Below are 14,511 nucleotides of genomic sequence, written 5' to 3' on the forward strand. Positions count from 1 at the left end.
CACCGGAATGAAGCGGGAGTATTCGGGTCCTGTTTTATCTCTCTGGACGCCACCTGTTTCAGGTTGTAACTCTCTGCCCACTAGACCGGACACGTGAAGGGACGGGGCGATTAACGCGGCGACGCTAAACCGACAGAGCAGACGCAAAGGCAGGACGATCTCTCGTCTTGCTGTAGCTGTTCCTGTCCTTCTGGCTTTTCTCGTGTCGCTCATGCTCCAGAGTCTTGCGCGCCCTGACGAAACGCCCCGATCGGAAATTGTGCGTCTGATCGGCGTCGACATTGCCGCCCCGGGAGTGGTGCCCACGGGCATGGCCGAGAATATGACCGGTTGCGATGAGGCGGGCATGGTCATGCCAGCCGAGCCCAAGGGCCACAGCACCGGGCATCATCATGATTCAGCCTGCGCTCTTTGTCCGCTTTTGCAGCTCGGGTTTTTCATTCTCGCCATCGCGCTGATTGTCGCTTTCGCGCGTAGCCTGAAGCTGAGTCAGCTTGTCACCCTTCCGCCATGCCGTGCGCCACCCGGGTTGCGATGGGTCATGCCGCCTGCCCAGGCACCCCCTCTGACCTGATTGCTTGCAAGCGCCCCTGTTTTCCGGCTTCGCGAAAGGCGAATGCAGGAAGGCAGCGGCTTGTCTCGTTTTCGATCAGGATAATCTTGTCATGACTCTGCCCCGTTCTGGCAGGTCGCTCCGTCATGCGCGCCTCGCGCTCGGATGCACCTCAGTTCTCGCCCTCATCATCGCCTTCGATGCCCACGCTGCGACCGACACAAAACAGGTTCTCGCGCCTGAAGAAGACGGCAAGGTGGAATATCTCCGGGTCGAAGGCATACGCCGCACGGCCATTCACTCTGCTGATACAGCGGCCTTGCTTAAAGGGTCGCTGGGCTACAGCATGTATTCGGCGGGTGGCGTATCGGCGCTTCCGGTGCTCAATGGCATGGCGGATGATCGTGTTGCGACCATCGTTGATGGCATGCATATCGCTTCGGCGTGTCCCAATCACATGAACCCGGCGATGTCCTATATCGACCCCGACAGCGTCTCGACGGCTGAGGCCATTGCGGGCGTCACTCCGGTCAGTATCGGTGGCGACAGCACAGGTGGCACCGTCAAGGTCGAGCGCCGCGACCCGCTTTTTGCAAAGAGCGGCAAGATACTCGTGACCGGTCATGTCAGGGGTGACTATCGCAGCAATGGCGGCGGCTCGGGCGCCTCGGGCACTGTCACGGTTGCCAATGACATGTTCAGTATCCGCTATACCGGATCTTATGCCCATGCCAGCAATTATCATACAGGCGGAGACGGCCGTCAGGTACGCTCTACCAGCTATCTTTCCTATAATCATGCCGTTACGGCCGGGTTGAAGAAGGACAATCATCTGCTGGCGCTGACCTTTGGTCAGCAGGACATTCCCTATGAGGGATTTCCCAACCAGTATATGGATATGACGAATAATCGCTCGACCTTCGTCAACGGCAAGTATCGTGGCGAGTTCAACTGGGCCACTCTCGACGTGCGCGGCTTCTGGCAGCGCGTTGACCATGTCATGAACATGATGAGTGACAAGGGTGGTCATAGCGCCACAACCGGTATGCCCATGAATACCGATGCCCGCACGGCGGGATATGCCATCGATCTGACCATACCGCTCTCGACGCGTCACAAAATCAAGATCGGTAGTGGCTATGACCATAACGGTCTCAATGACTGGTGGCCACCGCTGGCCAACAGCATGATGATGGGGCCCAATACCTTTCACAATATCAATAACGGGCATCGTGACCGCTTGGGTCATTATATCGAGTGGAACGCCCAATGGACGCGGCGTTTCTCGACGCAGCTCGGCTTGCGTAATGACCTGATCATGATGAACACGGGCAAGGTCGCGCCCTATTCCTGGATGGGCATGATGCAGATGGCCGATATCATGGCTGCCAGGCGTTTCAATGCCGCATCACGTGGCCGCACCGATACGAATTTCGACGTGACCGCAACAGGACGCTGGCATGCTTTGGACAGCCTGATGATCGAGGGCGGTTATGCGCGCAAGACGCGTTCACCCAATTTGTACGAACGCTATGCATGGGGACGTGGTGCCATGGCGATGCGCATGATCGGCTGGTTTGGCGATGGCAATGGCTATGTAGGCAATCTGAATCTTCGCCCCGAAATCGCCAATACGGCCAGCGTCACGATGACATGGCATGACCCGAAAGGGGAGGGGTGGAACGTCAAGCTGCAGCCGTTTTATACATATACCGAAGGCTATATAAACGTGATGCGCATTGGGTCGTTGAGCAATGGCCTGTCGATGCTGCAATTCGTCAACCACAACGCCCAGAGCTATGGGCTCAATGGATCGGGTCAGTATCGCCTGTGGGACAGTGAGCGTTTTGGTCAGGGCAAGATCGTCAGCACGTTCAGCTGGGTGCGCGGTCAGGATTTTGTCACCCATTCCGGGCTCTATCACCAGATGCCCGTCAACGGCACGGTCGGGCTGCGTGAGACCTGGCAGAACGTGACTGGCCGGGTCGATGTGACGCTGGTGAAAAAGAAGTCGACCGTCGACTGGCTGCGCAACGAGCCTAGAACGCCCGGCTATGCGTTGCTCGGGCTCGGCGCAAGCTATCGCTGGCGCAAATTCACGCTCGATGGAAGTATCGAGAACGTCATGAACCAGAAATATTATCTGCCGCTCGGTGGTCTCTCACTCGGCGATTACAAGCAGACGGGGGTTCTCGGCCCGCTCGCCGGACTTGGCCGTTCCTTCAACCTGAGTCTGACCGCAGCTTTCTGAGCCTCTCGCCACGGCGCGCAAAGCGCACTCGCACCGCTGCTCGCGGCCGCTGTAGATGGAGGTCGCTGACGTTCGCCCCTGAAAAACCGGTGTGAACGCGGCCCTCCGTTCGGGTTGGTGCGCTTTTGCGGATATCTCAAGGTCGCGTTATCGTTGAGCGCGGCCTGAGTCGATTCTGTTTGCAACAAGCTCTGCGACTAACTGAGATCACTGGGGGAGGTGCTCCTTCAGATGAAGCCTCGAGGGCTTACGCTCCACCATTACCTCTGTTCTCTGGGATAACTTAAAGCCAGACCTTCAGGTATCAGGGTGAGTCTGCATCCGGGTCCGGGCTCTCAGACTGGAAATTCTTCATAGAGGCATGTCGTAGGGTTTTTGCCCCCCCAAGGCGTCGCCCGTGATACCTCACAGGCGCCCGGACGCGTGTCACATAGCAAAATCGGTCGCGTGCATCTTGGCTATCTAGTCAGGATGCGTTACCGCCGCGTCTGCAGCATGGTCTGTCTCGCAGTTGGCTTTTCGAACCAAAATCCGAACTCAGCGCCTCTATGGAAAGCCTCTGGCTACATCTTCGCTGGGTAATATGTGCCAGAGACAGACGTGGGAATGAAGCGGCTGAGTAGGAAAGGACATATCTCCAATGCAGGCATCGGTTGAACAAAGGGAAGCGCGCATGCCGGTGCATGCCATGCTTGTGCTCGCGATGGCTGCCTTCGTGACGCTGCTGACGGAAATCATGCCTGCCGGGCTGTTATCTTCCATCTCGACCGGGTTACGCGTTCCCCAAGCTGTGGGAGGACAGTTCATAACAGCGTTTGCCCTTGGAGCGCTCTTTGCCGCTCTGCCTTCTACAGCTTTCACTCACCGCCTGGCGCGCAAGAAACTCCTTCTCACCGGGTTGATCGGTTTCTCACTCGTGAATTTCGGCAATGCACTCACGACCAGTTTTACCCTGTCGCTGATCATCCGCTTTATTGCAGGATGCTGTGGCGGCCTGATCTGGGCTATGTTCGCAGGCTATGCGACGCGGCTTGCACCCGAGGGGCAGCGAGGGCGCGCGATTGCTCTGGCCGGTTCGGGTGTGACGCTTGCCCTCGTGCTGGGCGCGCCACTCAGTGCCTCTTTGGGGCAGATGATAGGATGGCGCGGGGCTTTTGCCACCCTCGGTGGCTTTTCGGTTTTGCTTCTTCTCTGGGCCATCATCGTTCTGCCCGATGCGTCGGGTAGCCAGGGCGAAATAAGCTTCAGCATTTTTCGCACGATCAAACTGCCGGGGGTTTTTGCCACCCTCGCCATCATCTTCAGTTTTGTCGCGGCACATAGCCTGCTGTACGTCTATATCGAGCCCTTGGTAACGCCCGCTGGTCTGAGTGCTCGTATCGATGCGCTGCTACTGCTGTTCGGGGCGGCATCAGTGGTGGGGCTATTTGTCACGGGGATGCTGATAGATCGGCATATGGCATCCCTGACATTCGTCAGTATGACGACATTTGTGGGAGCAAGCGTTATTCTCATGGGCGGTTTGACTCATCCGCCTGTTATATGTCTGGCGATCGTGCTGTGGGGATTGTCCACAGGTGGTTTTGCCGCCCTGACGCAAAGTGCGATGGCGCATGTCAGCGGTTCGTCCATCGATGTGGCGCAGGCTATGGCGACGACATCGTGGAACCTGGCCGTCTCATCTGGTGGCCTGTTTGGAGGTGTGCTCCTTACTCACGCTCCCATCGCAGCCTTGCCGCTCATGGCCATCGCGCTCCTCCTCCTCGGTCTGGCTGCCTTTTTTCGGGGCTTGCGCCCTCTTCTCAAATAGCCGGACCGGAAGCTCGCGTCAGAGTGTTTTGATGTGTGATGTCTGAAGGCGCTTTTTCTTCATTGCCCTCACGGTTACGGCGATAACAGACGCAACGAATACGGTTGCAACGATACTGAGCGTCAATGACTGAATATCGGTCATGGCGTAATGCTCATGGACTGGACCCCACCATTTCATCACGAATACTCCTTTTTAACGGAATAAATACAAGCCCGCACCCTGAATGAGGATAGGAATTGTTCAATGGAAGCGGGTTCGTTCATTCCTTGGATTGACGATGCGCCCAAGGAATAGCGGTGGTCAACGTTCAGTTTAGTTAATAAAGTTCACGTTTTATAGATATTGATATAGATCAATACATAAAACAAAATAGAAAACAGAAATAAAAATTTTTATGTTTGCTCTAACAATCCCATGTGCAAATGGAAATGACACGATTTGTCGCGAATAGTGACTTCGTCTTCCCAGGGGGAGAAGGTCAGATTCTTGCAAAGTCGTCATCCGACTGATCTGACTATCTCACTGTTAATGTGCTGATATTCCATCTCAAATGAAGAAGGAATGCGCCCTATTGTTGCCGGATCGGGTTTAACCAACTGTTTACCCTTAGGGATTTCAATGGGCGCTTTCTATAAAGCTCTTGCATGATGGTTGCATAATATTCGCCTTGATTTATAAGTCCTATGAATTTTTGGCTTTTTATTTATATATATCGAAATTTCACGATAAATATATTCTATCACTAAGTAGAAAATATCGTATTTTTGTCGATATTCCTCCAATATCCATGCCGTTGCTTGCAGATAGTGTATCTGATTATAACGAATCATCTCGCGAGATAGTTTGTCGCAACAAAACTCGGGGTAATCGTCTAGATTTGGTCTACAAAAAAAAGAGAAGAATGACGTGAGCACAGTTTCAAATCATCTCCCGAACGAAATCCCCAGCGTCTACGCCTATCGGTTGAATGCAGATGGCACGGTTACGGCTCTTTATAATAATGAAGCAATCGGCCCTCTGACAGTAAACTATAACAGCGCGGATATGAGTTACGTCGACTCACAGGGTAATGTGGTTTTGGCGGGTCAGAGTCCTGTTGTTGGTGTTTTTCAGTCGTCTAACGGGTTCGTGTCGTGGAGTCCGTATTCGGGGATCACTCTCTTCACTAACGATCAGATCCTGAATCCGTCTCAGGTACATTGGGCGAACCAGAATGGCGTCCCTCTCGGAGACGGGCAGTTTCCAGATTATGCGGACCGGTCAACCTCGCTGACTCTATCCGACGAAAATGGCTACTATCCGATTTCCTTTCAGCAGGTTATCGGCGGCGCCAATTCCTCTGCAGGCAGCTATGACGAGACCGCGCATGCGACGATGCCAGGTGTCGCATTCCCCAATGGCTATCTGCCGACCACGCTTCACAATGTCTATATCTATGTTCTGAAGCCCGATGGCTCGATCATGGCCGGCTATGACAACGAGGCCATTCCGACAATGACTGCCAGTTACGATGGCAAGAGCTGGATCTACACGGATGGTGACGGCAATCTCGTGTCGAACTCTCTGGCGGGTATGACCGGGATCTACCAGACGGAAAACGGATTTGTCGTCCACACCAATTACAATCTGACCTATCTGATCAGTAACGACAAAATTGCCAAACCCGACGAGGTTAGCTGGTCCAATCAATCGGGTGCGGTGCCCGGTGACGCTGGATTTCCGAGTTTTACCGGATCGACTACGTCGATTACGCTTACTGACAAGACAGACAATCAATCGGCTTCTTTGTCGGTCATACCGGGCGGGGTGACCTCTCCGGGGATATATGACCCGAATGCGCATAACGTGATGCCGGGTAATCCGCTGCCGGACACTTTCCTGCCAACGACGCTCGATAATATCTATGTCTATCTGCTGAATTCGGATGGCACCGTTACGGCCACCAATAATAATGCTGCCATCGGACCGCTCAAGGCCAGTTTCGACGGCAAGACATGGACCTATACGGATGCATCTGGAAATGTTGTCTCGACATCGCCCAATGCGTCTACGGGCATGTATCAGACCCGCAATAGCTTCATCACCTATGATTCGTCTCGTGGCGCCCTTCTTTTCAGCAATGACCCAATTAACGATCCCCAGCATGTAAGATGGGCCAATCAGTCTGGTTCTGTGCCGGGCGCTAACGGGTTTCCTGATTTTGCGGCGTCGAGCTCTTCGATCATTTTTTCGGATACGATTGTCGATAAGTCACTATATCTCTCGCAGGTCTCCGGCGGCGTTGTCACGCAGGGCAACTACGATCCGAATGAGCATGTGATTATGCCCGGGTTGCCGCTACCGGACACTTTTCTTCCGACCACGCTCGATAATGTTTATGTCTATCTATTGAATTCGGATGGCACCGTAACGGCCACCAATAATAATGCTGCCATTGGGCCGCTCAAGGCCAGTTTTGACGGCAAGACATGGACCTATACGGATCCGTCTGGAAACGTCGTTGCGACATCGCCCAATGCGTCCACGGGCATGTATCAGACCCAGAATGGCTTCATCACTTATGATTCGTCCCGAGGGGCCCTTCTTTTCAGCAACGATCAGATTACCAATCCCGAGCATGTAAGATGGGCCAATCAGTCTGGGTCCGTACCAGGCGCTAACGGGTTTCCTGATTTCGCGGGGTGGACCACCTCGATCAAATTGTCTGATACGCTTGTAGACCAGTCGCTCTCGCTCTCGCAGGTCTCAGGCGGCGTTGTAACGCAAGGTAGTTACGACCCTAATGCTCACGCTGTTATGCCGGGCGTACCTTTCCCGGAAGGTTATCTCCCGACCAGTCTGGAGAATATTTACGTCTATCTGCTCAATTCGGATGGTACGGTTACAGCGACCCACGGCAACGCGCCCATAGGGCCGCTCACAGCGAGTTTCGATGGCAAGAACTGGACCTATACCGATGCTTCGGGGAATATTATCTCCAGCTCGCAAAACGGGGCGACCGGTGCTTATCAGACAGAGAACGGCTTCGTCTCGTACGATGTGACGCAAGGCGTTCTTTTATTCAGCAACGACAAGATTTCTGACCCGTCAAAGGTCACCTGGACAAACCAGGCAGGCAATGTGCTCGGTTCGTCGTCAGTGCCAGATTTCTTCGGTACGAGCAGTTCCCTGAAGTTGAGTGATACCTCAGGAAGCTCGTCGCTCTCCTATGGCCAGATTCCGGGCGGCGTCATCTCGCCAGGCACTTATGATCCGAATGCCCACGCGGCTATGCCGGGCGTTGCCTTGCCATCGGGCTATCTCCCGTCAGAGCTGAATGACGTCTACCTTTATGTCATGAATGCAGATGGCACCTTGGCAGCGAAAAACGAGAACCAGCCTGTGGGACCGCTCAAGGCCCAGTTCGATGGTACGACGTGGACCTATGTCGATGCAGAGGGCAATGTTGTGCTCAGCGGCCCGGGGACCATAACGGGTGGCTATCAAACCGAGAACGGTTTCGTATCCTATAGTGTATCCGGCGGATGGATTTTGGTCAGTAATGACAAAATTCCTGATCCTTCAGAACTGCACTGGGCTAACCAGAACGGTGAGACACCTGGCGAGACACCCTTTCCTATCTGGGCGCCTGGGAGCACGTCGCTCATTATCCAGAATGCCACGGGTGACAAAAATGTCTCCTACGACGTTTCAACGGGTGGCGCTACGGCACCGGGGGTGTACGATCCGGATGCGCATCAGGAGATGCCCTGCTTCCTCGAAGGCACGCGCATCCTGACGGCGGCCGGATACAAGAATGTCGAGGCGCTTGCGCTGACGGATGAAGTGGCTGTCTTCCGCAACGGTGAAGCAGTCTGGCGTCCGATCAAGGCGCTGTCTGTGGGGGTCTGCCAGGTCAAGGCTGCAGAGCATGATGACCGTGCAGGCTACCCGGTCGTTATTCGTCAGGGTGCGCTCGGCCATGGTATGCCGTTCAAGGATCTGCGGGTGACCGCCGACCATGGGATCGAGGTTGAGGGCCGACTTTTCATGGCACGAAGCCTGGTCGATGGGGAAAAGGTCTATTTCGACAAGAGCGTGAGCACATATCGCTATTTCCACATTGACCTGCATGATCATGAAGTGATCGAGGCTGATGGTGCTCGTGTCGAGAGCTATGGCGATGATGGTTATCGCGCCTTGTTCAACAATACCACGGTGCTTCTCAATACAACGCTGAGCTTCGAGACTGCCATTTCTCTTATGGCAGTCTGCGTCGAGCCTGACGCTATTCTGGCCATGCGCGAGAAGCTGGGTCTTAAGGAGATGCAGGACGAAGGCGCAACGCCGGATGCCCTGAACTTCCACCTTGTTACAGAGGATGGTCAGGAGCTTCTTCCCCGCTCCATGGCGGGATCGCGTTACAGCTTCCATCTGCCGGAACATGTCTCGACCGTACGCATGGTGTCGGCGGCTGCACGACCCTATGACGTCATTGGTGTTCACAGAGATGATCGGCGCGCGCTCGGGGTTCTGATCGGCGAGATCACGGTTTTCGAGGCCTCGGCAGCTATCCGGCAGGATGCTCACCTTCTGGATCGTCCCTATGTTGGATGGACGGTTCTCGAGAGCGATCAGTGCCGCTGGACGAAGGGTGATGCCCGCCTCGACCTCGAGCGTGAAGACACGGCCAATGCAGCGATCATTTCGATCGACGTGCTGGATGATTGCGTCCGTTTCGGCCGGGCCTGAACAAATAAGCATGCCGTTGTTTCGTTCAGCGCCTGGCGCCTGAGCAAACCGGATTTGACGGCATGAACGAAAAGCGCCTCGGCGACGGCACGATGTCCGCTCGCACGAGGCGCTTTTTTTATGGGGCAGGAGCGCCGGCGCTACGCTGGCTTGAGGGGGAGGACTGGACGTCTGTTGGCAGGGAACTGCCCTGCGCCGTTGTCAGACAGACAGCCGGGCATGATCAGGGCACATAACAAAAACGCTCTGGAATACCGGATCGACATCGCGGCATTCCAGAGCGTGAACGGTCCGATCAAGGAAATATCGAAACGGGATTGTCCCGGCCGAAGAGGCCGGAACGCAATACCCTCAGTTCTTGGGCCAGTTGCTGATCACGGCATCCTTTACCGACTGAGGCAGCGGGACGTAATCCAGCTTGATCGCATCGGGGTTGCCGCTCTTGAGGCCGAAGCTGAAGAAGTCCTTCACGGCCTTGCCCTGAGCGGGGTCCTTCGGATCGGTCGGAACAAGAACAAACGTCGCGCTCATGATTGGCCAAGCATTCGCGCCAGCAATATCCAGCAGGTCAACCGCATAGCGATCGGCGTGGTCCCAGTCAGCATGAGAGGCGGAAGCCGAGAATGATGCAGCATTGGGGCTGATGAAGGCGCCGTCATGGTCGCGCAGCTGCGCCATGTTCAGATGGTTGCGGCTGGCATAGGCATATTCGACATAGCCGATACCGCCCTCGGATTCCTTGACGCCAGCAGCAACGCCATCATTGCCGCGTGCACCTGCGCCGCCAGCCCAGGCGATCGACGTGCCTGCGCCGAACTTGCCCTTCCATGCGGCCGAAACCTTGGAGAGGTAAGAGGTAAATACGAAGCTGGTTCCCGATGCGTCAGCGCGGTGAATGGGCGCAACATCCGAGTCAGGCAGCTTCAGGCCCGGGTTCAGGGCGGCAATGCGCGGGTCATTCCAGGTGGAGATCGTGCCGTCATACAGGCCAGCGATGGTCGGGCCGTCGAGCTTCAGCTTGCCCGGGGCGATGCCAGGCACGTTGACGATCACGACAATGCCGCCCATGACGGTCGGGAACTGATAGAGCTTGTTGCTGTCGAGCTTGGCAGCTTCCATTGGCTTGTCCGACGCGCCGAAATCGACCGTGCGCGCGATAGCCTGGTTCTGTCCGGCGCCCGAACCGACGCTCTGATAATTGACGGAGGTGCCAATGGCTTTCTGCGCCGTCTCACCCCAGGCGCCATAAATCGGCGCGGCGAAGCTCGACCCGGCCCCGGTGATGGTGGCTGCGTGCGAAACGCCGCAGCTCAGAGCCAGGGAGAGGGAGAGAGCACCGAAAATACGGGAAAGCTGCATTGTATGACCTCAATAGATCTAGATGACGGCTCGTTCTATCGGCGCCAGCAACAAGAAGATACAGATATAAGATGATAGTTTTATGAAATGCCCACCCCTCGGAGGCCACCCGTGACTTGCCCTTTTTCTTGACCATATCTGACGGGGAGGGTAGGGCCGGAACGACAAACGCCCCTCCGGAGAGGGGCGCTTTCTTAGGCATTGGGACAGACTTCAGAAGGTGACGCCAGTCTCGAAATCGAGGAGAAGGGCATTCTTGTAGCGGTTCGTCCCACCAGGATGCCAGATATACTGCAGGCCCGGTCGCACAGTCAGCCATTGTGTCGGACGCCATCCATAGTTGAGTTCGCCAGCATGTTCACCGCTCGGCTTCAGCAATCCATTATCGGCGCCTTGCTGGACCTGTAGCGCGCCGACATAGGCGCCCAGCTTGGGATTGACGAAGTTGAACTTCCCACCAAGGCTGATTGTGTCGTTCGGTCGGTTCCAGAACGTACCTTTACGCACGATACCCCAGGTAATGAAGTAAGGCGCAATAGCCGTGCGTGGGTCACCCCAAGTGAAAGACATGAACGCCACTGTCGAGCGCGACGAGTCACTCTTGTCGCGCTGAAGCATCTGGTCGGCCATGAACCAGCCGCCGTAACGGCCTCGTACCTTCTCGATGGGCAGATTGCCCAAAGCAGCATTCGACAACTCAAAACCTGCGAGCTGAGCATAGACATTATTGACTTCGGACGTATCCCAGTAACCGCCAAATTTCACGTTGGTGGGTAGGCGCCCTTTGCTGTCAGTGCCACCGAAATGATAGCCGATCTGGAAGGGAAGATAGGCGCCTGTCGAGTTATGCAGTCCTAGCTTCCAGGCGTAGCCTGTGTTCGAGATGGTGGGGTCGACGTTATAGATTCCTGCCGACACCAGCATCCGCTCGTTACCAAACGGATAAAGCTTGAGAAAAGCGCCTGGATGGGCTGTCGGATAGTAGCCATAGCCCGAATTACTTGCGAGCGCCTGAGGCATGCCGCAGATGGCGTTCGATTCAAACTGGCAATAGAGACTCATGCCCCAATGCATGGTCGACTGACCGAAATCGTTTTCGGTATTGATCCAGCCAATCTCGGTATCGGCATACCGGCTCCACTGCATTTCCCACGAAAGCCGTGTGAAACGGATCGTCTCGCCAGAACCGAAGATCTGCTGCGGGCTGTTGAGTGTAGGGATTTTCTGGCCGATGCCGAGACCAGCACGCTCGGTCAGCAGGACGTGGAACATGCCGTAGTTATGGCCAGTAAGCTGCGCGAAATTGACGTCAGCGCCGATACCGACTTCGTGAGCGTAACGAACTGCCTGTGTCTTGCCGCCAACAGGGTTGCCGGCACTGTCCTGCAGATAATGGCCCTGGGGCGTGATGCCCATATTCTGCAACCGTGTACGCAATCCGCCCCAGTCTCCCGTCATGGTCGGCTGTTTGAGCCAGTCGGAGAAGCTTTTTGGAAACAGGGCCTCATTGCCAGGAACGGGGATATAGGGGTGACGCACCGTGCCCAGCGTAGGCTGAGAGCGGTCATATGGGCTGCCGAAAAGGCTCGCCGGGCTATCTTTGTTCGGGCCAGAAGAATTGGTCGTTGTTGAGATTTTCTCGACCGGGTCGAGCATCGCAGCGGTCTCGTTACTTGAGCTCGTCTGCAGGCTCTTTGTCTGGGCATGTGCCTGAATGCTGAGGAAGAAGCTCCCCAGAACGGTTCCGGCAGCCCAGAGAGAACGTAGCCCCCCGGTTCTTGAAACAGGCATGTTCGTTCACACTCTTTAGGTCAGATTGTTGGCCCCCTGAGTGGCCGATTGGCCTCGTCCTATCAATATTTCATTCTATGACAAGCGGATTGACATTCCCGCACCAAAACCCACGATTTGGGAAAGTCACCGTGATTTTTCCGCAACACTTCTGTGGGAAGTATTTTACCTGCAAAGTTAACGGATTCTTGCGATATATTCAAACTATATAAACAATTCTCATTTGTATCTTGCGTATTTTTATTCGGTCTTCCAATAAATCAGGTCTATAATTTGTGCCGATTTCAACCATGCGCGAGGGCTGGGTAAAAGGTCATCAATGGAATGACATTGAGGCGCGGTCACGCCCGATCGTGAATGATCGGGGTGCCGTTGGCCGAGCCTGGAGAATCGCTATCGCTGCAGAGCGTATTTCGGTCAATCGCGCCTTCCGGGGTCGCCGTGCGGTCGCAGCCGCCATGGCGCGTCACTCGCTAAGATTTTTCCGGAAGGCGGCAGAACTTCTCGTAGCGAGTGAATAAGGAAGGCTCTACCTGCTGGTTTCAGAACCAGCTTCTGATGCCAAATGTCAGGCGCAGATTGCCCGCGCTGTCGTTTCGCTCGCGGGCGAACCGGCGCGCCTGTTGCAGGGCGCCGTCATAGGTCATGGCGACATAGGGGGCGAATTTGCGCCATATCTCATAACGCAGCCTGAGCCCTGTATCGATTTCGGAGAGTCCGGCGCCGTTGCCACGTGCCTTGTCCTGTTTCGAATAGAGGTTCAGCTCGACCTGCGGTTGCAGGATCAGGCGGTTGGTGATCGGGATATCGTAGGATCCCTCGAACCGACCGGCAAAACGGCCACGATCGCTCACATAGGCCGTGGCCTGCACTTCAAACTGATAGAGCGCCAGCCCCTGTATGCCGAACGCCCCCCAGGTGCGGGTGGGGCCGCTATCCAGATCCACTCGTACACCGCCCTGAACGTCGAAATAGGTCGAGACTGAGCGGCTGTAGAGAAGCTCCTGATCACCGTCGCTCATGCGTCCCTTTGTCAGCGTGCCCTCTGATCGCAGCCAGAGACGGTTGTAATCACCACCCACCCAGGCTTCGCCGTCCCAGCGAAAACTCGAGTTCTGTCCGGCCACGCGTCCCTCGAACTGGTTGAGCAGGCCATGAACCCAGACACCCTGATCCATCACGGGCATGATGCCATCTATATAGCTGGGCATGGACTGCATGGCGCTTGTCGAGGCGGATTCCGCTCGCGCCTGTGAGACACCAGCAAGAGACAGGGCAGCAAAGAGGGCAGGTCGTATCAGGTGCTTCATGACACCACCACCGTTCTGAACATGCCAAGATGCATATGGTAGATGAGATGACAGTGAAGCGCCCACATGCCTGGCGTATCTGCCGTGACGAGATAGCTCAGCTTCGAGCCCGGCTGCGAAATGATGGTGTGCTTGTTGGGGCGCAGATCGCCCTGGCCGTTTTCAAGCTCGCTCCAGAACCCGTGGAGATGGATCGGATGCTCCATCATCGTGTCATTGATAAGCGTTATCCTCACCCGCTCGTTAAGCGCGAGATGGATCGGCCCCGCCTCTGAGAACTTTCTGGCATCGAAGCCCCAGATATACCGCATCATATTACCCGTCAGATGCAGAATGATCTCCCGGCTGGGCGGGCGCAGATCGGGAGCAGGTCTGAGGGCCCGCAGCATGGCATAGCTCAGCACCTTTCGCCCATTCTGCTCCAGCCCGTCGCCGGGTTCTGCCAGACGATCAACCGGGTTTGTCGCAACGTTCTGGTTCTCAACGTTTTTCGGCGGTGACCCGGGGTCATCCACGACGAGGGTTGGTGTCGCGACGGACGGTGTTTCAGGGGTTGACGGCGCGGTTTGGGGTGATGTCATGCCGCTCATGCCGCTCATGCCGCTCATGCCGCTCATGCCGCTCATGCCGCTCATGCCGCTCATGCCGCTCATGCCGCTCATGCCGCTCATGCCGCTCATGCCGCTCATGCCGCTCATGCCGC

The 14,511-nt window shown here is 55.7% G+C and carries 10 protein-coding genes; 6 read left to right on the forward strand and 4 right to left on the reverse strand.

Annotated features, from left to right (window positions below):
* Nucleotides 1-211 precede the first annotated feature (211 nt).
* The 5 genes from IEV53_RS13345 to IEV53_RS13365 all read left to right on the forward strand — a co-directional run bounded on the left by IEV53_RS13345 (nt 212) and on the right by IEV53_RS13365 (nt 9,584).
* On the forward strand, nt 212-574 hold the full coding sequence (locus tag IEV53_RS13345; RefSeq protein ID WP_188427325.1) for a DUF2946 family protein: 363 nt from the start codon (nt 212-214) through the stop codon (nt 572-574).
* 91 nt (nt 575-665) lie between these two features.
* Nucleotides 666-2,804, forward strand: coding sequence for a TonB-dependent receptor (locus IEV53_RS13350; RefSeq protein ID WP_188427326.1), 2,139 nt, complete (start codon nt 666-668; stop codon nt 2,802-2,804).
* 673 nt (nt 2,805-3,477) lie between these two features.
* Nucleotides 3,478-4,614: an MFS transporter gene (locus IEV53_RS13355; protein ID WP_188427327.1), complete on the forward strand. Its 1,137-nt coding sequence runs from the start codon at nt 3,478-3,480 to the stop codon at nt 4,612-4,614.
* Between the two features lie 909 nt (nt 4,615-5,523).
* Nucleotides 5,524-9,348, forward strand: coding sequence for a Hint domain-containing protein (locus IEV53_RS13360; RefSeq protein WP_188427328.1), 3,825 nt, complete (start codon nt 5,524-5,526; stop codon nt 9,346-9,348).
* 62 nt (nt 9,349-9,410) lie between these two features.
* On the forward strand, nt 9,411-9,584 hold the full coding sequence (locus IEV53_RS13365) for a hypothetical protein (protein ID WP_188427329.1): 174 nt from the start codon (nt 9,411-9,413) through the stop codon (nt 9,582-9,584).
* A 115-nt stretch (nt 9,585-9,699) separates the two neighbouring features.
* Here IEV53_RS13365 and pstS read toward each other — a convergent pair whose 3' ends face one another.
* Both pstS and IEV53_RS13375 read right to left on the reverse strand, forming a co-directional pair.
* Nucleotides 9,700-10,707 carry a phosphate ABC transporter substrate-binding protein PstS gene (pstS, locus tag IEV53_RS13370; RefSeq protein ID WP_188427330.1) on the reverse strand — a complete coding sequence of 336 codons (1,008 nt, stop codon included), beginning with the start codon at nt 10,705-10,707 and terminating at the stop codon, nt 9,700-9,702.
* A gap of 213 nt (nt 10,708-10,920) precedes the next feature.
* A complete protein-coding gene (locus tag IEV53_RS13375) occupies nt 10,921-12,498 on the reverse strand; it encodes a carbohydrate porin (RefSeq protein ID WP_229719898.1) in 1,578 nt (525 codons plus the stop codon).
* Nucleotides 12,499-12,773: 275 nt separating this feature from the next.
* Here IEV53_RS13375 and IEV53_RS13380 point away from each other — a divergent pair, with 275 nt between their 5' ends.
* The gene (locus IEV53_RS13380; RefSeq protein ID WP_188427331.1) at nt 12,774-13,019 is read left to right on the forward strand and encodes a hypothetical protein; all 246 of its coding nucleotides are present in this window, start codon (nt 12,774-12,776) and stop codon (nt 13,017-13,019) included.
* A gap of 21 nt (nt 13,020-13,040) precedes the next feature.
* On the opposite strand, the gene IEV53_RS13385 is transcribed toward IEV53_RS13380, so the two are convergent.
* Nucleotides 13,041-13,808 (reverse strand): copper resistance protein B, encoded by a 768-nt coding sequence (locus IEV53_RS13385; protein WP_188427332.1) that lies wholly within the window; start codon nt 13,806-13,808, stop codon nt 13,041-13,043.
* A partial coding sequence (locus tag IEV53_RS13390) for a multicopper oxidase domain-containing protein (RefSeq protein WP_188427333.1) occupies nt 13,805-14,511 on the reverse strand: 707 nt, incomplete at its 5' end. The genes IEV53_RS13390 and IEV53_RS13385, both read right to left, overlap by 4 nt.

The sequence above is a fragment of the Asaia siamensis genome (genome assembly GCF_014635085.1).
GTDB classification, from domain to species: domain Bacteria; phylum Pseudomonadota; class Alphaproteobacteria; order Acetobacterales; family Acetobacteraceae; genus Asaia; species Asaia siamensis.

Coding starts and splice junctions, on each gene's coding strand:
- IEV53_RS13350 (WP_188427326.1), top strand. CDS start 666: ATGACTCTGCCCCGTTCTGGCAGGTCGCTCCGTCATGCGCGCCTCGCG.
- IEV53_RS13385 (WP_188427332.1), bottom strand. CDS start 13,808: ATGAAGCACCTGATACGACCTGCCCTCTTTGCTGCCCTGTCTCTTGCT.
- pstS (WP_188427330.1), bottom strand. CDS start 10,707: ATGCAGCTTTCCCGTATTTTCGGTGCTCTCTCCCTCTCCCTGGCTCTG.
- IEV53_RS13365 (WP_188427329.1), top strand. CDS start 9,411: ATGAACGAAAAGCGCCTCGGCGACGGCACGATGTCCGCTCGCACGAGG.
- IEV53_RS13345 (WP_188427325.1), top strand. CDS start 212: ATGCTCCAGAGTCTTGCGCGCCCTGACGAAACGCCCCGATCGGAAATT.
- IEV53_RS13355 (WP_188427327.1), top strand. CDS start 3,478: ATGCCGGTGCATGCCATGCTTGTGCTCGCGATGGCTGCCTTCGTGACG.
- IEV53_RS13375 (WP_229719898.1), bottom strand. CDS start 12,498: ATGCCTGTTTCAAGAACCGGGGGGCTACGTTCTCTCTGGGCTGCCGGA.